This window comes from Falsiroseomonas ponticola (genome assembly GCF_016805305.1).
Classification (GTDB): Bacteria; Pseudomonadota; Alphaproteobacteria; order Acetobacterales; family Acetobacteraceae; genus Falsiroseomonas; species Falsiroseomonas ponticola.
Genome location: NZ_JAERQN010000008.1, coordinates 212,499 through 231,759, shown reverse-complemented (window position 1 = coordinate 231,759; position 19,261 = coordinate 212,499). Strand labels below are relative to the sequence as shown.

Here is a 19,261-nt window from a genome sequence, read left to right as displayed (position 1 = left end):
CTGACCACGATGGCTGACCGCGATGGCTGACCACGATGGCTGACCGGCGCGTCATGCCCCGCCGGCCGGTGGGGGAGGAGACGCGGGGGGAGGAACGCCGCGCCGCCGACCGCCGCGCCTGGCCCCGCATCGCCCCCCGCACCGCCGCCACCCGCGGCGCGGAGACCGCCTTCCTGCTCCTGCTCGGCATCGCGCTGGCGCAGGCGCTGGTGGCGGCCGCCCTGCTGCTGGGGTGGTTCCATGGCGCGCTGCTGCTGCATGGGCCGGTCTGCCTCGCCCTCCTGCTGGCGCGGCGGCTCGATCCGGCGCCCAGCGGCTGGCCCGGCGCGGTGCTGCGCGTGACCATGGCGCTGCTCCCCGCCCTCGGCCCGCTGGCGGCGCTGGGGGGCGTGCTGGCCGTGGTGATGGGCGCGCCCCGCGGCTTCCGCCTGCCGGAGGGCCCGCCGCCCGAGGACCCGCTGGAGGCGCGGCTTTCCGCCATCGCCGCCGCCCCCGGCGTGCCGGACGGGCTGCTGGTGGAGGCGCTGGGCGACGTGCTGCACTGGGGCACCGCGACGCAGAAGGCCCGCGCGCTGGACATCGCGCAGCAGGCCCTGCGCCCGGGGGGGGAGGCGCTGCTGCGCGTGGCGCTGGGGGACCCCGACCCGGCGGTGCGCGACCGCGCCGAACAGGTGCGCCCGGCGGTGGAGCGCCGCCTGCTGGCGCGGGCGGAGGCGCTGCGCGCCGCGGCGCGCGCCGGCCGCGTGGCGGATCGCCGCGCCCTGGCCCGCCACCTGGACCGCGCCGCCTTCTCCGGCCTGCTGGACCCCGCCCGCGCCGATGCCTGCCGGGCGGAAGCCGCGGGGCTGTGGCAGGCGCTGGGGGAGGCGATGCCCGAGGATGCGGAGGCGCAGGCCGCGCTGGGGCGGGACCTGCTGGCGCTGGGGGACCTGGCGGCCGCGCGGCTGGCGCTGGAAGCGGCGCTGGCGCGCGGCGTCGCGACCCCGGCGGTGATCGGCTGGCTGGCCGAATGCCTGTTCCGCCTGCGCGACTACGCCGCGATGGATGCGCTGGTCGCCCGCTGGCGCCCGGTGCTGGAGGAGGAGGCCGCGGGCATCGGCGCGCTGGCCGCGCCCTGGCGCCTGTGGCTGGCGGAACCGGCCGCGCCCGCCTGGGCGGGATGGCGCGGATGAGGCCCGGCGCGGGCATGATCGCGGCCGGCGCCTGGATCGGCCCCTTCCTGGCGCTGGCGCTGGGGGCCGCGCTGCTGCGCCTGGCCGGGGGCGGCGACGTCGCGCTGCTGGGGCCGGTCATCGCCGCTTCCGTCCTGGCCGGCGTCCCGGCGGCCATGCTGGCGGCCTTCCGCGGCGCCGTGGCGGTGCCGGCCGGCGCCGCCGCGCTGGCCGGGGCGCTCGCGGCGCTGTCGCTGCTGCTGGCGGATGGCGCGGGCCTGGCCACCGCCACCGCCGGCGCGCTGGCGGCCGGGGCGCTGGTGGCGCTCTGGGTCGGGCTGGTGGCGGCGCGGCTGGCCAGCGCTTCCCTGCTGCTGCCCGGCGCCATCGGCACGGCTGCCGCCCTGGCCTGCCTGGCGGCGGGGCCGGGGCCGGGCGTGGCGCTGCTGGCCCTCGGCCTCGGCGCCGCGCTGGCCGCCATGCCGGGCCTGGCGGCCGGCGCCTTCGCCCCCGTGAAGCTGCGCGCCGGCGCCGGCCCCGCGCTGGCCGGCATCGCCATCGCGCTGGCCGTGGTGGCGGGGCCCGGCGTGGCGCTGGCCGGCGGCGGCCCGGCGGCCGCGCTGGCGCTGGCGCCGCTGGTGGCGATCCCCGGCCTGGCGCTGGTGGCGGCGCTGGATGGCCCGCCCCGCGCCGGGCTGCCACCGCTCCGCCTCGCCACCCTGCTGATGGCGCTGCAGGCGCTGGTGGTGGTGCTGGCCCTGGCGGCGGAAGGCGCGCCCGTCGCCGCCGGGCTGATGCCGGCCGAGCAGCTGGAAGCCTTCCGCGCCGCGCTGCTCGGCGCCGCCTTCCTGCCGGTCTTCGCGGCGATGCTGGCGGTGCTGCTGGCCGCCGACGCCTTCGGCCGCGCCACGCTGGCCGCGCTGCTGCTCGCGGGCCTGGCCGCGCTGGCGAGCGCCGCGGGCTTCCCCGCCGGGATGCTCCTCGCCCCGCTGCTCGCGACGGCGGTGGCGGCCCGGCTGGCGGCCCGCCTGCCCATCCCGGGCTCCGCCCCCCCGGCCGAGGAACCGCCATGACCGAGACCCTGCTGCTGGCGATCGACCAGGGCACCACCTCCACCCGCGCCATCCTGCATGGCGCGGACCTCGCGCCCCGCGCCGTGGCGCAGCAGGCGCTGCCGCAGCACTACCCATCGCCCGGCTGGGTGGAGCATGAGCCGGAGGATATCTGGTCCGCCACGCTGGCCACGATGCGCGACGCGCTGGCCAAGGGCGGCGCGGAGGCCCGGCAGCTGGCCGGCATCGGCATCACCAACCAGCGGGAGACGACGCTGCTCTGGGACCGCGCCAGCGGCCGCGCCATCGCCCGCGCCATCGTCTGGCAGGACCGGCGGACGGCCGCCGATTGCGCGGCGCTGGTGGATCGCGGCGCGGCGGCGCTGGTCACGGCGCGGACGGGGCTGCTCTGCGATCCCTATTTCTCCGCCACCAAGCTCGCCTGGCTGCTCGACAACGTCTCCGGCGCCCGGGCGGCGGCGGAGCGCGGGGACCTCGCCTTCGGCACCGTCGATTCCTTCCTGCTCTGGCGCCTGACGGGCGGGCGGGTGCACGCGACGGATGCGACCAACGCCGCGCGCACCATGCTGTTCGACATCCGCGCGGGCGACTGGGACGAGGATCTGCTGCGCCTGTTCCGCATCCCCCGCGCCGTGCTGCCGCGGGTGATGGACAATGCGGCCGAGTTCGGCACCACCGCGCCCGGCCTGCTGGACGCCGCCGTGCCCATCCGCGGCATGGCGGGCGACCAGCACGCGGCCATGCTCGGCCAGGCCTGCTTCGAGCCCGGCATGGTGAAGTCCACCTACGGCACCGGCTGTTTTCTCCTGTTGAACACCGGCTCCGAGGCGGTGGTCTCGAACAGCCGCCTGCTGACGACGCTGGCCTGGCAGCTGGGCGGCCGCCGCACCTATGCGCTGGAAGGCGCGATCTTCATCGCCGGCGCCGCCGTGCAATGGCTGCGCGACGGCTTGCGCATCATCGCCGACGCGGCGGAGAGCGGCACCCTCGCCGCCCAGGCGGACCCCGCCCAGCGCGTGCATTTCGTGCCCGCCTTCGTCGGCCTCGGCGCGCCGCATTGGGATGCGGAGGCCCGCGGCGCCATCCTCGGCCTGACGCGCGGCACCGGCCCCGCCGAGATCGCCCGCGCCGCCCTCGAATCCGTGGCCTTCCAGACGCGCGACCTGGTGGAGGCCATGCGCGCGGATTGGGGGGCGGAGGGCCAGCCCGTGCTGCGCGTCGATGGCGGCATGACGGCGTCGGACTGGACCATGCAGTTCCTGGCCGACCTGCTCGGCGCGCCCGTCGATCGGCCGGAGGTGCAGGAGACGACGGCCTTGGGCGCCGCCTATCTCGCGGGCCTCCAGGCCGGGCTGCTGCCGCCGCCTGGCCCGGCCGTCGCGCATTGGCGGCTGGAGCGCCGCTTCACGCCGCGCATGGCCCGCGCGGAGGCCGATGCGCTGCATGCGGGCTGGCAGGGCGCGGTGAAGCGCGTGCTGACGCGATGAACATCTACGAGACGCTTGGCGTCACGCCCATCATCAACGCCGCTGGCACCAACACCCGCCTCTCCGGCGGCATGATGCATCCGGAGGTGCGCGCCGCCATGGCGGAGGCCGCCGATTGGTGCGTGGAGATGCATGACCTCCAGGCCGCCGCATCCCGCGCCATCACGGAAGCGACGGGCGCGGAGGCCGGCATCGTGACCTCGGGCGCCGCCGCGGCGCTGACGCTCGGCGCGGCCGCCTGCGTCGCGCGCTTCGACGTGGCGCAGATGCACGGCGTGCCCATCCGCACCGACCGCGACCAGTTCATCATGGCCCGCAGCCACCGCAACATGTACGACCGCGCGGTGCAGTCGGCGGGCTGCTGGATCGAGGATGTCGGCATCCCCGACCGCTTCAGCGGCGCCGGCATCCGCGACGCCGATGCGGAGGATTACGCCAGTGCCTTCGGCGCCCGCACCGCGGGCGTGCTCTGGGTGGCGCAGCCCTGGGCGGAGCCGTCGCTGGAGGAGGTGGTGCGCGTCGCGCATGAAGCGGGCGTGCCCGTGATGGTGGACGCCGCGGCCCAGCTGCCGCCGCGGGCCAATCTCCGCCGCTTCCTGGAGGCCGGGGCGGACCTGGTCTGCTTCTCCGGCGGCAAGGCCATTGGCGGCCCGCAGGCCAGTGGCATCCTGGCGGGGCGGCGGGACCTGGTGGCCTCCGCCCTGCTGCAGATGCTGGACCTCGACCTGCCGCCCGCGCAATTCGCGCTGCCGCCCGAATTCGCCTGCGACGACGCGCCGAAGCAGCTGCCGCGCCACGGCGTCGGCCGTGCCTGCAAGGCGGGGAAGGAGGAGATCGTCGGCCTCATCGTGGCGCTGCGCCGCTTCGTGGCGGAAGGCGATGCGCCCCAGGCCGCGCGCCTGCGCGCCGTGCTGGACGCCGTGCGCGCGCCGCTCGGCAATGCGCCCGGCGTGAGCATCACGGAAGGCCCCGTGCCGCTGCTGCTGCTGGCGATCGGCAGCCCCGCCGCGGCCCGCGCGGCGGAAGCGGCGCTGCGGGCGCGCCACATCCATGTCGGCCAGGGCAGGCTGCGCGACGGCGTGCTGGTGGTGAACCCGCTGGCGCTGGCCGAGCGCGACGTGGCGCCGCTCGGCCAGGCGCTGCGGGACGTGATCAGTCCGCGGTAACGTTGGCGGCCCGCGCTACGGGCCCCCACATCGCATCCTGGTCGCGGATGGTCTGCGCGAGTTCGGCGCGCGTCGAACCCACCGCCTCCGACGCCAATTCCCGCAGCTTCGCCACCACGCCAGGATCGCGCGCGATGGCGATGGCGGCGGCTTCCAGCCGGGCGGCCAGCTCCTCCGCCATGCCCTTCGGCCCCATCAGCGCCAGCCAGGTCTCGGCCTCGAAGCCCGGGATCGTCTCCGCCACTGTGGGCACGTCGGGCGCCAGCGAGGATCGCGTGCGCGACGCGATGGCCAGCGCCCGCGCGCGCCCATCCCGCGTCGGCGGCAGGCCGGTGACGACCGTGTCAGTATAGACCTGGATGCGGCCATTCAGCAGGTCCGGCAGCGCCGGGCCCGTGCCGCGGTAATGCACGATGGTGCAGTCGAGGTTGCCGAGTGCCCGCAGCAGCAGCATGTCCGCCAGGTGCTGCGTCGTGCCCGCGCCAGGGGTGCCGCAGGCCGCGGGCCTGCCGGCCCGCAGCCAATCCGCCAGTTCCGCGACGGTGCGCGGCGGGAAGTCGTTGGCCGCCAGGATCACGACGGGGATGGCGGCGAAGCGGCTGATCGGCGTGAAGTCGGCGAGCGGGTCGAAGGGCATGGTCCGGTAGATGTGCCGGTTGATGACCAGCGGCCCCGCGGGGATGGAGCCCAGCACGCTGCCATCGGCGGGCGCCCGCGCCACGATCTCCGCCGCCAGGTTCCCGCCCGCGCCGGCGCGGTTCTCCACCACCACGGGCCGGTTCAGCCGCGCCTGCAATTCCGTGCCCAGCACGCGCGTCAGCAGGTCGATCCCGCCCCCCGGCGGGAAGCCGACGACGAGCCGGATGGGCGTGCCCTGCGGCTGTGCCACCGCAGGAAGGGCCAGGGCGCACAGCGCGAGCGTGGCCAGGAGGAAACGCTTCATCGCCTCAGCCCCCCGCCACGCCCTGGGTGTTGACGTAGAGCGAATAGAGCGAATGCGCCGCCGCCATGAACAGCCGGTTCCGGTGCCGCCCGCCGAAGCAGACATTCGCGCAGCGCTCCGGCAGGTCGATGAAGCCGATCGGCGCGCCGGCGCTGTTGAACACCTTCACCCCATCCAGCCCCGGCCCGCCCATGCCCCAGCCGCACCAGAGATTGCCCTCCACATCCACGCGGAAGCCGTCCGGCGTCTCGCCGGGCTCTGTGCGGATGAAGACGCGGCGGTTCGACAGCGTCGCGCCGTTGACGTCATAGGCCAAGATGTTCCGCGGCTCCGACCGTGACTCCACGACATAGAGCACGCTCTCATCCGGGCTGAAGGCCAACCCGTTCGGATGGTCCACATCGTCGCAGACGCAGCTGATCGCCCCGGTCTGCCCATCCACGCGATAGACATTGGTGTGCGGATGCTCCGGCGTGAACTTCTCACCCTCGTAGAAGCCGCCGATGCCGAAGGGCGGGTCGGTGAACCAGATGCTGCCATCGGACTTCACCACCACGTCGTTCGGGCTGTTCAGCCGCTTGCCCTGGTAGCTGTCGGCGATGACGGTGATGCTGCCGTCATACTCATGCCGCACCACGCGGCGGCCGAGATGCTCGCAGGCGACGATCCGCCCCTGCCGGTCCCGCGTGTGTCCGTTCGCGTTGTTCGACGGCTTGCGGAAGACCGAGACGGCGCCCGTCTCCTCCTCCCACCGCAGCACGCGGTTGTTCGGGATGTCCGACCACAGCAGGCAGCGCTGGTCGCCGATCCAGACCGGCCCCTCGCCCCATCGGCTGCCAGTCCACAGCCGCTCCACGCTCGCCAGCGGCAGGCGCAGCCGGTTGAAGGCGGGATCGAGCGACCGAACGCTCGGGTCGGGGTAGCGCAGGCTTTCCTGCCAGCTCATCGGGGCGTCTCCTCTCGGCATCTTGGCGCCGGGCTTCCTCCCCCCCATGCTGGCGCGATTGGGGCGGGAGGGGAACATGGGCGATTGGCCGGCGCGCATCACCGACGAGGCGATGCTGGAAGACGTGATGTCCCGCCCGGACCCCGCGCTGGTGGCGGATCTCGCCAAGGTCCCGGGCGACATCCTGGTGCTCGGCGCCGCCGGCAAGATGGGCCCGACCCTCTGCCGCCTGGCGAAGCGCGCCGACCCCGCGCGGCGCGTCATCGCCGTGGCGCGCTGGTCCGAGCCCGGCCTGCGGGAGCGCATGGAATCCTGGGGCATCGAATGCCTGACGGCCGAGCTGCTGGATGATGCCGCGCTGGCCGCGCTGCCTGATGCCCCCAACGTCATCTTCATGGCCGCCCGGAAGTTCGGCAGCACGGGGAACGAGGCGCTGACCTGGGCCATGAATGTCCAGCTTCCCGCCCGCGTCGCGGCGCGCTGGGCGACGTCCCGCATCGTCTTCTTCTCCACGGGCAATGTCCTGCCGATGTGGCCGGTGAACGGGCCGGCGCCGGATGAGGATGCGGCGCCATCGCCCATCGGCGATTACGCGGCCAGCTGCCTCGGCCGCGAACGCGCCTTCCAGCACGCGGCCGCCACCCGCGGCACGCCCTGCTTCGGCATCCGGCTGAACTACGCCATCGATTGCCGCTACGGCGTGATCCACGACATCGCGACGAAGGTCTGGCACGGCACGCCGGTGCCGCTCGCCATGGGTCACGCGAATGTCATCTGGCAGGGCGATGCCAATGCCTGGACGCTGCGCGCGCTCGCCCGCTCCGACGCCGCCTGCCCCATCCTCAACGTGACGGGGCCGGAGACCGTCTCCATCCGCTGGCTGGCGCAGCAGCTCGGGGCCCGCATGGACCGGACGCCGGAGTTTGCCGGGGAGGAAGCCCCCACCGCGCTCCTCTCCAACGCCGCCCGCGCCTTCGCCAGTTTCGGCTATCCGACCGTGCCCCTGCTGACGCTGATCGACTGGGTCGCGGATTGGGTGGCGGCGGGCGGCCGCGCGCTGGGCAAGGCCACCAAATTCGAGGTCCGGGATGGTCGCTTCTAGCCCCCGCGCACCCCTCTCGGCGCGGGCCACCGCGACCCGCCAGCGCATCCTCGACGCCGCCCTGGTGGAATTCGCGGAAAAGGGCCTGGCGGGATCGCGCGTGGATGAGATCGCGGCCCGCGCCGGCGCCAACAAGCGCATGCTCTACGCCCATTTCGGCAGCAAGGAGGAGCTGTGGCTGGTGGTGCTGGAAGGCGCCTATGCCGCGAAGCGGGAGGAGGAGCGGCAGCTCGACGTCGCCAGCCTGCCGCCGGCCGAGGCCATGACGCGCCTCGTTGCCTTCAACCTCCGCTACACCAGCCGCCACCCCGAATTCGTCGCCCTGCTGAACCAGGAGAATTTGCACCGCGCCGCCTACCTCAGGCGGTCGGAGGATGTGCCCGCGCTCTATTCGCCCATGCTGGAGGCGCTGAAAGCCGTGCTGGAGCGCGGCGCGCGGGAAGGCGTGTTCCGCGCCGGCGTCGATGCGATGCAGCTCTACATCTCCATCCTCGGCCTCGGTCACTTCTACGTGGCGAACCGCCACACCCTCTCCACCATCTTCCACACGCCGCTCGACACCGAAGCCGCCATCGCGGCGCGGGAGGCGCATATCTCGGAAGTGGTGCTGGGCTTCCTGCGGCCTTGACCGCGGCGCCATCCCGCCGGTAAGTAACCACCCAGTTACCTGGGAGGGGACGGGCGTGGGACTGCGGTGGCAGGACTGGCCGGCAGGCATGGTGGATCGGCTGCGCGCGGGCTGCGCCATCCCCGCCCATCCGCTGGCGCTGAACGCGAAGCGGGAGATGGACCCGCGCCGCCAGAAGGCGCTGTCCCGCTACTACCTGGCCGCGGGCTCCGGCGGCCTCGCCGTCGGCGTCCACACCACGCAATTCGCCATCCGCGATGTCGGCCTCTACGAGCCCGTGCTGACCATCGCGGCCGAGGCCGCGGCGGAAGTGCAGTCCCAGCCCGTGCTGGTGGCCGGCGCCATCGGCCGCACGGAGCAGGCGGTGAGGGAGGCGCGGATCGCCCGCGGCCTCGGCTACCACGCGGTCCTGCTCGGCCTCGCCGCCTTCAAGGGCGCCAGCGAGGACGAGATCATCGCGCATTGCCGCACCGTCGCGGAGGAGATGCCGATCTTCGGCTTCTACCTGCAGCCCGCCGTCGGCGGCGTGCCGCTCGGCGCCTCCTTCTGGAAGCGCTTCGCCCTGATCGAGAACGTCATCGCCATCAAGATGGCGCCCTTCAACCGCTACGCCACGCTGGATGTGCTGCGCGGCGTGCTGGAAGCTGGCGCCGCTTCGCGCATCGCGCTCTACACCGGCAATGACGACCACATCGTCGGCGATCTGCTGACGCCCTTCGCGCTGCGCGTCACGGGCTGCGAGGCGCCGCTGCGCGTGGTCGGCGGGCTGCTCGGCCATTGGTCGGTCTGGACCCAGGCGGCGGTGCGCCTGCAGCAGGAATGCGCCGCGGCGGCCGGCGGCCCCATCCCCGCCGCCTTGCTCGCGAAGGACGCGCAGGTGACGGAGATGAACGCCGCGATCTTCGACACCGCCAATGCCTTCGCCGGCTGCATCCCCGGCTGCCATGAGGTGCTGCGCCGCCAGGGCCTGCTGGAGGGCATCTGGTGCCTCGACCCGCATGAGGATCTCTCGCCCGGCCAGGCGGAACTCATCTCCGCCGCCGCACTGCGCTACCCCGAACTGACGGACGACGATTTCGTCCGCGCCAACCTCAACACCTGGCTCTCCTGAAGGAACCGACGACCATGGCGGAACGCCGCATCGGCATGATCATGAACGGCGTCACCGGACGCATGGGCATGAACCAGCACCTCATCCGTTCCATCGCGGCCATCCGGAAAGATGGCGGCGTGATGCTGAAGAACGGTGACCGCGTGATGCCCGACCCGATCCTGGTCGGCCGCAACAAGGAGAAGCTCGAAGCCCTGGCGAAGGCCCATGGCATCAGCCGCGTCTCGACCGACATCGATGCCTGCCTGGCTGATCCGAACGACACGCTGTTCTTCGATGCCGCCACCACGCAGTTGCGCGCCGGCCTGCTGACCCGCGCGATCGAGGCCGGCAAGGACATCTATTGCGAGAAGCCGACCGCGGACAATTTGGCCGACGCCATGGCCGTCGCGCGCTTGGCGAAGGCGAAGGGCATCAAGGCCGGCGTGGTGCAGGACAAGCTGTTCCTGCCGGGCCTGCGCAAGCTGAAGATGGTGATCGACAGCGGCTTCCTCGGCCGCATCTGCTCCGTGAAGGGCGAGTTCGGCTATTGGGTGTTCGAGGGTGACCTCCAGCCCACGCAGCGCCCCTCCTGGAACTACAAGAAGGCCGAGGGCGGCGGCATCATCCTCGACATGCTCTGCCACTGGCGCTACGTGCTGGACAACCTCTTCGGTGAGGTCGAGGCCGTCTCCTGCCTCGGCGCCACGCATATCCCGACGCGCATCGACGAAAGCGGCAAGCCCTATACCGCCGACACCGACGATGCCGCCTACGCCACCTTCCAGCTTGCCGGCGGCGTCGTCGCGCACATCAATTCCAGCTGGGTGACGCGCGTGCGCCGCGACGACCTCGTGACCTTCCAGGTCGATGGCACGCATGGCTCCGCCGTGGCCGGGTTGCAGAAGTGCTGGACGCAGAGCCGCGTGAACACGCCGAAGCCCGTCTGGAACCCCGACATCCCGCAGCCCATCAATTTCTACGAGGGCTGGCAGGAAGTCCCCGACGTCGAGCCCTATCCCAATGGCTTCCGCGTGCAGTGGGAGCTGTTCTTCAAGTACCTGGCGGGCGAGGTCGCGACCTATCCCTGGGATCTGCTGGCCGGCGCCAAGGGCGTGCAGCTGGCGGAAGCCGGGCTGCAATCCTGGGCCGAACGCCGCTGGATCGACCTGCCGAAGCTGGAGGTCTGAGACCATGCCGACCATAACGCTTCCCGATGAGAAGGGCGGCCTGAGCCCCTTCACCCTCAGCGCCCCGCGCGATTTCCCCAAGGCCACGCCGCCCTTCCCGCGCGTGGCCCTCGCCGCCGCGCATGTCGTCGCCGATACGCGCGCGGAGCAGGACCCCTGGCTCGACGCCAAGATCGACTGGGACCGCACCATCGCCTTCCGCAAGCATCTCTGGTCGCTCGGCCTCGGCGTGGCGGAGGCGATGGACACCGCCCAGCGCGGCATGGGCCTGGACTGGGTCGCCGCGCAGGAACTCATCCGCCGCTCGCTCGACGCGATGAAGGATGTGCCGGGCGCGGTGATGGCGAGTGGCGCCGGCACCGACCACCTCGCCCCCGGCCCCGACGTCACGGTGGACGACGTCATCCGCGCCTATGAGGAACAATGCGAGGCGGTGGAGGCCATGGGCGGCCGCATCATCCTCATGGCGTCTCGCGCGCTGGCCAAGGCCGCGAAGTCCCCCGCCGACTATGAACGCGTCTATGCCCGCGTGCTGTCGCAGGTCCGGCAGCCCGTCATCATCCATTGGCTGGGGGAGATGTTCGACCCCGCCCTCGAAGGCTATTGGGGCAACCACGACCACATGCAGGCGATGGAGACGGCGCTCGCCGTCATCCACGCCCATGCCGACAAGGTCGATGGCGTGAAGATCTCGCTCCTGGACGACAGGAAGGAGATCACCATGCGCCGCCGCCTCCCCAAGGGCGTGCGCATGTACACCGGCGACGACTTCAACTACGCCGAACTCATCGCGGGCGATGACCAGGGCTATTCCGACGCGCTGCTCGGCATCTTCGACCCTATCGCCCCCGCGGTCGGCGGCGCGCTGGCCTCCCTGTCCCGCAACGACCTCGCCACCTTCCACGACATCCTGGCGCCGACCGTCCCGCTGTCGCGCCACATCTTCAAGGCACCGACACGCTTCTACAAGACGGGCGTCGTCTTCATGGCCTGGCTGAACGGCCACCAGGACCATTTCGTCATGGTCGGCGGCCAGCAATCCACGCGCTCCATCCGCCATTTCTCCGAACTCTTCCGCCTGGCCGACAAGGCCGGCCTGCTGCGGGACCCGGAAATGGCGGCTGCCCGCATGCGCACGCTGCTCGCCCTGCACGGTGTCGCGTGATGGAACTCTCGCTCAACACCGTCACGGTGAAGGAGAAATGGGGCCTCGCCGACTGCATCGAGGGCTGCGCCCGCCACGGCATCCCCGGCATCGCCCCCTGGCGTGACGTGCTGCACGCCATGGGCGTGGAGGCCGCCGCGCGCCAGATCCGCGATGCGGGCCTGACGGTCACGGGCCTCTGCCGCGGCGGCATGTTCCCCGCCGCCGATGCCGCCGGCCGCGCCGCCGCCATCGAGGACAACCGCCGCGCCATCGCCGAAGCACACGCGCTCGGCGCGCGCTGCCTCGTCATGGTCTGCGGCGGCCTGCCGCCGGGATCGAAGGACCTGCCCGGCGCCCGCGCCCAGGTGCGGGATGGGCTGCACGCCATCATGGCCGATGCCCGCGCCGCCGGCGTCACCATCGCGCTGGAGCCGCTGCACCCCATGACCTGCGCCGATCGCAGCGTGCTCTCCACCCTCGGCCAGGCGCTCGACCTCTGCGACGAATTGGGCGAGGGCACGGGCGTCGCGCTCGATGTCTATCATGTCTGGTGGGACCCCGACCTGGCGCGCCAGGTCGCCCGCGCCGGCAGCCGCATCGCCGCCTTCCATGTCTGCGACTGGAAGGCGCCGACCACCGACCTGGTCTTCGACCGCGGCATCCCCGGCGAGGGCGTGATCGACATCCCCGCCATCCGCGCCATGGTCGTGGAGGCCGGCTACAGCGGCAACTACGCGGAGGTCGAGATCCTCTCCAAGGTCTGGTGGGCCAGGGACCCGGAAGAGGTCCTGCCCCTGCTGAAGGAGCGCAACCTCAGCGCCGTCTGACCACCAACGAAAACCCGGGAGAAGAAACAGCCATGAACCGCCTCACGCGCCGCCACATCCTGGCCGCCAGCCTCGCCGCGCCCCTCATCCCGGGCGCGGCGCGCGCCCAGGCCTGGGCGCCCACGCGCCCGGTCCGCTTCGTGGTTCCCTTCCCCCCGGGCGGCGCGACCGATGTCGTCGCGCGCGTGCTGGGCGAGCGTCTGCAGGACCGCCTCGGCCAGCCCGTGACGGTGGAGAACCGCACCGGCGCCGGCGGCAACCTCGGCGTGGAGAATGTGGTGCGCAGCGCGCCCGATGGCCTCACCATCCTGATGGGCACCACGGGCACGCTGACCATCAACCCCCACCTCTACAGCAACATGGCCTTCAACCCCGCGACGGATCTGGCGCCCATCGCCATGGCCTTCGCGACGGACCATGTGCTGATCGTCCATCCCTCCGTCCCCGCCCAGACCGCGCAGGAATTCATCGCGCTGCTGCGCGCGCGGCCCAACGCGCTCTCCTACGGCTCCGGCGGCAGCGGCAGCTCCACGCATCTCGTGCCGGAGCTCTTCAAGCTGGTCGCGCGCGTGGAGATGCAGCACGTCCCCTATCGCGGCAGCGCACCCGCGCTGAACGACACCGTCGCGGGCACGGTGCAGGTGATGCTGGACCAGCTTCCCTCCGCGCTCGGCATGATCCAGGGCGGCCGCGTCCGCGCCCTCGCCGTGACCGGCCCGCGCCGTTCCTCCCTGCTGCCCGATGTGCCGACGCTGGCGGAAATCGGCCTGCCGGAGGCGCAGGCCACGAGCTGGGGCGCCGTCATGGCCCCCGCCGGCACGCCCGCCCCGATCGTCGATCGCTACAACAGCGCGCTGCGGGAGATCCTGGCCGACGCCACCGTGCAGCAGCGCCTGGCCGCCGCCGGGGCGGATGCCGTCTTCTCCACGCCCGCCGACCTGGCCGCCACCATGCGGGCTGAGTCGGAGAAATGGAGCCGCGTGATCCGCGAGGCCCGGATCACGGTGAACTGAGCCGGCCCATGCAAGCGCGCCCCTGGCCCTGGATCATTGCCCTGGCCGCCATCGTCGCGGCCACGGCGGGCATCCTGCTGGCCATGGGGCGCGTGCCCATCTGCACCTGCGGCACGGTGAAGCTGTGGCACGGCGTCGTCGTCAGCAGCGAGAATTCGCAGCACATCACGGATTGGTACACGCCGTCCCACATCGTGCACGGCATCCTGTTCTACGGCGCGACGCACCTGCTGATGCGCCGCGCGGGCCTGCTGCCGCGCCTTGTCCTCTCCACCATCGTGGAGGCGGCGTGGGAGATCGCGGAGAACACGGAGACGGTGATCCAGCGCTACCGCGAGGCCACCATCGCGCTCGACTATTTCGGCGACAGCGTCATCAACTCCGTCAGCGACATCGGCGCGATGTGGCTCGGCTTCCTGGTCGCGTCGCGCCTGCCCGTGCCCGCCACCATCGCCCTGGCCCTGGCCTTCGAGATCGGCGTGGCGCTCGTCATCCGCGACAACCTGACGCTCAACGTGCTGATGCTGCTCTGGCCGCTAGAGAGTGTGAAGGCCTGGCAGGCCGGCGCCTGACTCACGTCCGCGTCGCGTTGTCCCGCCGCACCGTGGCCAGCAGGATCAGCGCCGGCCGCGTGGCATGCGGCAGATTCGTGCGGATGCTGACATCGATCACCAGCGGCCCGTTGCGCGGGCGGATCTGGTAGCGGTCCTCCCGCGCGCCATCGGCCAGCGGCTCGGCAGCCGGCGCCACCAGCGGCGCCACCGGCGCGCCCTCATCCACCAGGCGCTGCATGGCCTGGCCCAGCAGCGCCATCGCATGCGCCGTATCCGCCCGCGGCGCCACCACCGAGCAGCCGCCGCCGCCCTCGATGACGGAGACGATGAAGGGCCGGGCCGCCCCGCGCCAGATCTCCTGCCGGAAGGGCGCGGGGGGTTGATTGGCCTCCGGCACCGGGGCGAAGCCATCGGCCTTCAGCCGCTCCACCATCAAGGCCGGCCGGCCGACGGCGCCCAGGCAGTATTGCGCGAAGCCGCTGATCGCCAGGTCGGTCACGGCGCGCAGCACCACCGTCTCCGGCACGGTCACGACCTCCGGCTTCGGCGGCGGCGTGGCGCAGCCTGCCAGCAGCAGCGCCGCGGCCAGCGCCCCCCTCACGGCCAGGCTGCCTTCGGCATCGCCTCCATCGCCGCCGTGTCGGGCTCCAGCCTCGCGCCCAGCCCCGGTGTCTCCAGGCTCGCCAGGTCCAGCATCCCGTCGCGGATCGCAAGCCGCGGCCCGCGCGGCGTATCGGCATAGAGCGTCGGATGCGCCTCCATGAACCGATACGCCTCCGCCTTCGGCCTTCCGTTGAAGCCATCGATGAAGTGGTGGCCGTTGCGCTCCACATGCGGCAGGCCGAGCAGCGAGATCAGCGCCAGATCCTGCTGCACGCAGATACCGGCGAGCGTGGTCAGGTCCTCCGCCGACATGAAGTAGCGCTCGCGCCCTTCCCCCGCGTTCCAGGCGCGGCAACGCGCCAGGTTGACCAGGGACCGCCACACGCCCTTGCAGGCCTTGCTGGACACGCCCGCATAGCCCAGCGCGCGGCCCGTGACGAAGGCATCCAGCGGCCCGTCGCTCTCGTCGATGATGACGGGCCGCTCGGCGGCCAGCGCGCCCATCCCCGTCTCCAGCGCCCGCGCGCGCTTCACCGGCTGCTCGATGAAGATGACGGAAGCGCAGAGCTTCCTCAGCCGCGGCTCCGCCTGCATCGCCCGCCACAGCGCCAGCGCGCCCTCCGCATCCTCATACTGCTCGTTGCCGTCCAGGCTGGCGTGGTAGCCGCCATGCAGCCGGTCCAGCACGGCGGCGATGCGCGACAGGCGCTCCACATCCGCCGCGACATTCCCGCCGACCTTCAGCTTCCAGTAGCGGTGCCGGTAGCCCGCCGCGATTTCCTCCAGCGTTTCCGGCAACCCGTCATCCACCCGGCTGTCCTGGTCCGCCGCCGTGATCGGGTCCACCAGCCCCACCGTATGCCGGGCGTGCACGCGCCGAAGCGGCTCCAGGCCAGACAGCAGCTGGGAAAAATTGAAGCCGGCGAGATCCGGCACCACGCCATGCGCCGCCATCCCGCCGATATTCGCCCGCATGCCGGTCCAGAAGGACACGCCCTTCGCCTTCAGTACGGCATCCAGCATGGCGCGGTCCAGCAGCGCGCGGCCATAGCTCGCCACCAGCGGGTTCAGCGATTCCCCGCCCGCCGCCTTCGTCACATCAGCGTAGCTGTCGGCGAAATGGCCGAAGGCGGTATTGGCGTCGGCGGCCAGCGTCGCCGCCGTCGCGATCTCGATCGCGCGGCGCAGCTGGTTCTCGTTCTGCGCATCACTCAGCGCGGGATTCTTGTCGAACCACTTGGCGGCCAGCGTCTCCGCGGCCACGCCCCAGGCCTCCGTCCCGTTCTCCAGCCGGATGCGGGCGCGGATCACGGCCTGGCGCCCCTGCGTCACGGTGATGACGCCGAAGCGGAAGGGCAGGCGCAGCGTGAAGGGCCATTCGAAGCGCTGCGTCTCCAGCAGCGTGAAGCGGGGCGCGGTCATGCCATCGTCTCCTCGATGCCGCGCAGGTAGCCGATGGCGCGGGCGGCGCTGGTGGGGCCGTCGGGATGGTAGTCGAAGGGCTCCACCGCGCAGAAGCCGGCATAGCGCGCCTCCCGCAGCGCGCGCAGCACGGGGGCGAAGCGATCCTCGCCCTGGCCGGGCCCGCGCCGGTTGCGGTCGTTCAGATGGACATGCGCGATCCAGCCGGTGGGCACCAGGCGCCGCAGCAGCGCGGCCGCGGGCTCGGCCTCCCCATTCCCGGCCGCGCTCACATCGAGCATCGTCTTCAGCCCCGGCTGGCCGATGCGGGCGACGATGTCGATCGCCTCCGTCACCGTCCGCGCCCAGTTGGTCTGCCCCGCATTCAGCGGTTCCAGGCAATAGGTCAGCCCATGCTGCGCGGCCCAGGCGCCGGCCCTGGCCATCGCCTCCTCCGCCCGCTGCGCATCGCCATCGGCGCCGACATGGCGCTGCTTCGGCGACCCGTGCACCAGCAGCGTCGCGCCGAGATCCGCCGCCAGCTCCACCAGCCCCTGCATCACATCCAGCGTGCGCGCCCGCACCTCGCGATCCGCCGTGGTGATGGAAAGCCCCGCCGGCGCCACCAGCAGCCAGTGGAGCGAAGTGATGGGCGCGCCCGCCTCCTCCGCCATCCGCCGCAGTTCCGCGCGGCGCGCGGGGGCGATGCGGTGCGGCGCCTCCGCATCCAGCGTGAAGGGCGCGACCTCCAGCCCATCATAGCCGAGGGCGGCGGCCAGCCTCGCCTGCTCGGCGAAAGGCAGCGCGGCGACGACTTCGTTGCAGAGCGAGATGCGCATCGACCATCCAATCCCCACCACCCCATCCTCATGCGCGGAACGCCGCGCGGCGTCCAGTCCGCTTGACCCCGCGCGGCCTGCGCGCGAGCCTTCGCGCCATGCCCGCCTTCCGCGCCGCGACGGATGCCGACCTGCCCCGCGCCGCGGCGCTTTCCGCCCGCATCGGCTGGAACCAGCTGGAGGCCGATTGGCGCGTCTTCCTCGACCAGGGCGCGGTGCGGGTGCTGGATGATGGCGATGCCGATTGCCTGGCCGCCAGCGCCGCGACGCTGCCGCATGGCGCGGGCCTCGCCTGGGTCTCCATGGTGCTGGTCCGCCCGGACCGCCGGCGGCAGGGCCTGGCGACGCAGTTGATGCGCTGGGCGATCGGGGAAGCCCCCGCGCCCTGCCTGGCGCTGGATGCGACGCCGGCGGGGCGGGAGGTCTATCGCCAGCTCGGCTTCGCGGATCTCTTCGGCTTCGCCCGCTGGTCGCTGCCCCGCGCCCTGCCGGCGGGCACCGGCATCCGCCCGATGGAGGAGGTCGATTGGGACTGGGTGCTGGCGCGGGACCACGCGGCCTTCGGCGCGCCGCGCCCCGCCCTGCTGCGCGGCCTGGCGCGGCGCATGCCGCACGCCGCCTTCGTCACGCAGGATCGCGAAGGCTTCGTGCTGGCGCGGGACGGGCTGCGCGCGCCGCAGATCGGCCCCGTCGTCGCGCGGGGGGAAGCGCAGGCCATCGCCCTGATCGCCGCCGCGCAGGCCGCGATCGGCGCGCCGGTGGTGATCGACCTTGCCGATGCCGCGACACGCATCGCGGCATCGATCACGGCTTCCGGCGGCGAACGGCTTCGCCCCTTCACCCGCATGGCGCGTGGCGCGATGCCCGCCGCGAATCCTGAACAAAACTTCGTCTTCGCCGGGCCGGAGTTCGGTTGACGTCCCGCGCCAAGCGGCCTCACCATCCCTGGTAACCGGTGGGTTACCCATGAGAACCGGAGGGGAGAACGGACCAATGACGATCAGTCGCAGGACGCTTCTGGCCACCACGGGCGGCGTGCTCGCCACGCCCGCGCTTGTCAGCGCGCAAAGCGCCGGCTGGCGCCCCGACCGGCCGGTGACGCTCATCGTCCCCTGGGCCGCGGGCGGCAGCACGGACCAGATGGCGCGCATCGTCGCGGCGGAACTCGAAGCCGCGCTCGGCCAGCGCTTCGTCGTCGTGAACCAGCCCGGCGCCTCCGGCTCCATCGGCACGCGCAACGCGCTGGAAGCGGCGAAGGATGGCATGACCTGGGCGGCGGGCGCCGCCGTCGATGTCGGCTGCTACAAGGTGCTCGGCCTGCTGGACACGCAGCTGCAGGACTGGAACCTGTTCTTCGCGGTGGCCAATGTGAACGTGCTGGTCGCCAACCCCCGCGCGGGCATCGCCGATTTCGGCGCGGCGATGGAGGCCTTCCGCGCCCGCGGCGCCTCCCTGGCCGTGGCCACCGCCGGCGTCTCCTCCGCCGGCCACAACCTGATGTCCGCCATCAAGGCCGCGACGCGGATCGACTATCGCCACGCCACCTATGATGGCGGCAACCCCGCCATGATCGCGACCGTGAGCGGCGAGACGCCGATGGGCGCCGTGCTGCTGGTGGAAGCGGCCGAGATGATCCGCGCGCGCCGCCTCATCCCGCTGGCCGTGCAGGCGGAACAGGGCGTCACCTTGCAGGGTGTCGGCGAACTGCCCTCCATCCGCCGCTGGCTGCCGGACATTCCCGCGCCGCTCAACTATTTCGGCATCTGGTGCCCGAAGGGCGTGCCGCAGAATGTCGTGGATACCGTCGGCCAGGTGTGGCGGGAGAAGATCCGCGACAGCCAGCGCCTGAAGGACTACGCCGCGCAGCGCGCCGCCGTCTTCACGCCGATCGCCGGCCAGGAAGCGCATGACGAGGCCTGGAAGATGGTCCGCCAGACCGCCTGGCTCTACTTCGATGGCGGCACCGCGCGCGTCAGCCCCGACACGCTCGGGATCCAGCGGCTTTGAGCGGCGGAGCCATGCGGCACGCGGTTTTTCCGCCGCGTGCCGAGGCCGCGATAGCGGCCCGCGCACAGACCGGCCGTGAGACGCGCGCGACAGC

The 19,261-nt window shown here is 72.6% G+C and carries 19 protein-coding genes; 14 read left to right on the top strand and 5 right to left on the bottom strand.

Features of this window, described 5'->3' with window-relative positions; genetic code table 11:
- Positions 1–35 precede the first annotated feature (35 nt).
- From JJI54_RS22090 to JJI54_RS22075, 4 genes are read left to right on the top strand one after another with little or no spacing between them, the layout of a single operon-like run.
- Entirely contained in the window at positions 36–1,172 is a 1,137-nt protein-coding gene (locus JJI54_RS22090; protein WP_203075223.1) for a hypothetical protein, read from the top strand.
- Positions 1,169–2,224: a hypothetical protein gene (locus JJI54_RS22085; protein WP_203075222.1), complete on the top strand. Its 1,056-nt coding sequence runs from the start codon at positions 1,169–1,171 to the stop codon at positions 2,222–2,224. The genes JJI54_RS22090 and JJI54_RS22085 overlap by 4 nt, the downstream gene beginning before the upstream one ends.
- Complete coding sequence (gene glpK, locus JJI54_RS22080) at positions 2,221–3,711, top strand: glycerol kinase GlpK (protein ID WP_203075221.1); 1,491 nt, start codon at positions 2,221–2,223, stop codon at positions 3,709–3,711. Before JJI54_RS22085 ends, glpK begins: the two co-directional genes overlap by 4 nt.
- Positions 3,708–4,877 carry an aminotransferase class V-fold PLP-dependent enzyme gene (locus JJI54_RS22075; protein WP_203075220.1) on the top strand — a complete coding sequence of 390 codons (1,170 nt, stop codon included), beginning with the start codon at positions 3,708–3,710 and terminating at the stop codon, positions 4,875–4,877. Before glpK ends, JJI54_RS22075 begins: the two co-directional genes overlap by 4 nt.
- Here JJI54_RS22075 and JJI54_RS22070 read toward each other — a convergent pair.
- Entirely contained in the window at positions 4,864–5,820 is a 957-nt protein-coding gene (locus JJI54_RS22070) for a Bug family tripartite tricarboxylate transporter substrate binding protein (protein WP_203075219.1), read from the bottom strand. The genes JJI54_RS22075 and JJI54_RS22070 overlap by 14 nt on opposite strands.
- Before the next feature lie 4 nt (positions 5,821–5,824).
- A complete protein-coding gene (locus JJI54_RS22065; protein ID WP_226381984.1) occupies positions 5,825–6,766 on the bottom strand; it encodes an SMP-30/gluconolactonase/LRE family protein in 942 nt (313 codons plus the stop codon).
- Between the two features lie 76 nt (positions 6,767–6,842).
- Here JJI54_RS22065 and JJI54_RS22060 point away from each other — a divergent pair, with 76 nt between their 5' ends.
- The 8 genes from JJI54_RS22060 to JJI54_RS22025 all read left to right on the top strand — a co-directional run bounded on the left by JJI54_RS22060 (position 6,843) and on the right by JJI54_RS22025 (position 14,335).
- On the top strand, positions 6,843–7,868 hold the full coding sequence (locus tag JJI54_RS22060; protein ID WP_226381983.1) for an NAD-dependent epimerase/dehydratase family protein: 1,026 nt from the start codon (positions 6,843–6,845) through the stop codon (positions 7,866–7,868).
- On the top strand, positions 7,855–8,496 hold the full coding sequence (locus JJI54_RS22055) for a TetR/AcrR family transcriptional regulator (protein ID WP_203075217.1): 642 nt from the start codon (positions 7,855–7,857) through the stop codon (positions 8,494–8,496). The genes JJI54_RS22060 and JJI54_RS22055 overlap by 14 nt, the downstream gene beginning before the upstream one ends.
- A gap of 88 nt (positions 8,497–8,584) precedes the next feature.
- Positions 8,585–9,607, top strand: a complete 1,023-nt coding sequence (locus JJI54_RS22050) for a dihydrodipicolinate synthase family protein (protein WP_203075216.1) — start codon at positions 8,585–8,587, stop codon at positions 9,605–9,607.
- A gap of 14 nt (positions 9,608–9,621) precedes the next feature.
- A complete protein-coding gene (locus JJI54_RS22045; RefSeq protein ID WP_203075215.1) occupies positions 9,622–10,776 on the top strand; it encodes a Gfo/Idh/MocA family protein in 1,155 nt (384 codons plus the stop codon).
- Positions 10,777–10,780: 4 nt separating this feature from the next.
- Complete coding sequence (locus tag JJI54_RS22040; RefSeq protein ID WP_203075214.1) at positions 10,781–11,941, top strand: dihydrodipicolinate synthase family protein; 1,161 nt, start codon at positions 10,781–10,783, stop codon at positions 11,939–11,941.
- Entirely contained in the window at positions 11,941–12,750 is an 810-nt protein-coding gene (locus tag JJI54_RS22035) for a sugar phosphate isomerase/epimerase family protein (RefSeq protein ID WP_203075213.1), read from the top strand. Before JJI54_RS22040 ends, JJI54_RS22035 begins: the two co-directional genes overlap by 1 nt.
- Before the next feature lie 32 nt (positions 12,751–12,782).
- Positions 12,783–13,763, top strand: a complete 981-nt coding sequence (locus tag JJI54_RS22030) for a Bug family tripartite tricarboxylate transporter substrate binding protein (RefSeq protein ID WP_203075212.1) — start codon at positions 12,783–12,785, stop codon at positions 13,761–13,763.
- A gap of 8 nt (positions 13,764–13,771) precedes the next feature.
- Complete coding sequence (locus JJI54_RS22025; RefSeq protein WP_203075211.1) at positions 13,772–14,335, top strand: DUF2585 domain-containing protein; 564 nt, start codon at positions 13,772–13,774, stop codon at positions 14,333–14,335.
- A 1-nt stretch (position 14,336) separates the two neighbouring features.
- Here the strand turns inward: JJI54_RS22025 and JJI54_RS22020 are convergent, their stop codons facing one another.
- The 3 genes from JJI54_RS22020 to JJI54_RS22010 are packed head-to-tail and all read right to left on the bottom strand — an operon-like array spanning position 14,337 to position 17,160.
- A complete protein-coding gene (locus tag JJI54_RS22020) occupies positions 14,337–14,918 on the bottom strand; it encodes a hypothetical protein (protein WP_203075210.1) in 582 nt (193 codons plus the stop codon).
- The gene (locus JJI54_RS22015) at positions 14,915–16,342 is read right to left on the bottom strand and encodes an enolase-like domain-containing protein (protein WP_203075209.1); all 1,428 of its coding nucleotides are present in this window, start codon (positions 16,340–16,342) and stop codon (positions 14,915–14,917) included. The genes JJI54_RS22020 and JJI54_RS22015 overlap by 4 nt, the downstream gene beginning before the upstream one ends.
- Positions 16,339–17,160 (bottom strand): sugar phosphate isomerase/epimerase family protein, encoded by an 822-nt coding sequence (locus tag JJI54_RS22010; protein ID WP_203075208.1) that lies wholly within the window; start codon positions 17,158–17,160, stop codon positions 16,339–16,341. The genes JJI54_RS22015 and JJI54_RS22010 overlap by 4 nt, the downstream gene beginning before the upstream one ends.
- Before the next feature lie 98 nt (positions 17,161–17,258).
- Between JJI54_RS22010 and JJI54_RS22005 the strand changes: the two genes are divergently transcribed.
- The gene (locus JJI54_RS22005) at positions 17,259–18,077 is read left to right on the top strand and encodes a GNAT family N-acetyltransferase (RefSeq protein WP_203075207.1); all 819 of its coding nucleotides are present in this window, start codon (positions 17,259–17,261) and stop codon (positions 18,075–18,077) included.
- A 76-nt stretch (positions 18,078–18,153) separates the two neighbouring features.
- Positions 18,154–19,167, top strand: a complete 1,014-nt coding sequence (locus JJI54_RS22000) for a Bug family tripartite tricarboxylate transporter substrate binding protein (protein ID WP_203075206.1) — start codon at positions 18,154–18,156, stop codon at positions 19,165–19,167.
- Positions 19,168–19,261 lie beyond the last annotated feature (94 nt).

Excerpts from the sequence above, each read along its gene's own strand:
- JJI54_RS22090 (WP_203075223.1), top strand. The coding sequence starts at position 36 with ATGGCTGACCGGCGCGTCATGCCCCGCCGGCCGGTGGGGGAGGAGACG.
- JJI54_RS22085 (WP_203075222.1), top strand. The coding sequence starts at position 1,169 with ATGAGGCCCGGCGCGGGCATGATCGCGGCCGGCGCCTGGATCGGCCCC.
- glpK (WP_203075221.1), top strand. The coding sequence starts at position 2,221 with ATGACCGAGACCCTGCTGCTGGCGATCGACCAGGGCACCACCTCCACC.
- JJI54_RS22075 (WP_203075220.1), top strand. The coding sequence starts at position 3,708 with ATGAACATCTACGAGACGCTTGGCGTCACGCCCATCATCAACGCCGCT.
- JJI54_RS22070 (WP_203075219.1), bottom strand. The coding sequence starts at position 5,820 with ATGAAGCGTTTCCTCCTGGCCACGCTCGCGCTGTGCGCCCTGGCCCTT.
- JJI54_RS22065 (WP_226381984.1), bottom strand. The coding sequence starts at position 6,766 with ATGAGCTGGCAGGAAAGCCTGCGCTACCCCGACCCGAGCGTTCGGTCG.
- JJI54_RS22060 (WP_226381983.1), top strand. The coding sequence starts at position 6,843 with ATGGGCGATTGGCCGGCGCGCATCACCGACGAGGCGATGCTGGAAGAC.
- JJI54_RS22055 (WP_203075217.1), top strand. The coding sequence starts at position 7,855 with ATGGTCGCTTCTAGCCCCCGCGCACCCCTCTCGGCGCGGGCCACCGCG.
- JJI54_RS22050 (WP_203075216.1), top strand. The coding sequence starts at position 8,585 with ATGGTGGATCGGCTGCGCGCGGGCTGCGCCATCCCCGCCCATCCGCTG.
- JJI54_RS22045 (WP_203075215.1), top strand. The coding sequence starts at position 9,622 with ATGGCGGAACGCCGCATCGGCATGATCATGAACGGCGTCACCGGACGC.
- JJI54_RS22040 (WP_203075214.1), top strand. The coding sequence starts at position 10,781 with ATGCCGACCATAACGCTTCCCGATGAGAAGGGCGGCCTGAGCCCCTTC.
- JJI54_RS22035 (WP_203075213.1), top strand. The coding sequence starts at position 11,941 with ATGGAACTCTCGCTCAACACCGTCACGGTGAAGGAGAAATGGGGCCTC.
- JJI54_RS22030 (WP_203075212.1), top strand. The coding sequence starts at position 12,783 with ATGAACCGCCTCACGCGCCGCCACATCCTGGCCGCCAGCCTCGCCGCG.
- JJI54_RS22025 (WP_203075211.1), top strand. The coding sequence starts at position 13,772 with ATGCAAGCGCGCCCCTGGCCCTGGATCATTGCCCTGGCCGCCATCGTC.
- JJI54_RS22015 (WP_203075209.1), bottom strand. The coding sequence starts at position 16,342 with ATGACCGCGCCCCGCTTCACGCTGCTGGAGACGCAGCGCTTCGAATGG.
- JJI54_RS22010 (WP_203075208.1), bottom strand. The coding sequence starts at position 17,160 with ATGCGCATCTCGCTCTGCAACGAAGTCGTCGCCGCGCTGCCTTTCGCC.
- JJI54_RS22005 (WP_203075207.1), top strand. The coding sequence starts at position 17,259 with ATGCCCGCCTTCCGCGCCGCGACGGATGCCGACCTGCCCCGCGCCGCG.
- JJI54_RS22000 (WP_203075206.1), top strand. The coding sequence starts at position 18,154 with ATGACGATCAGTCGCAGGACGCTTCTGGCCACCACGGGCGGCGTGCTC.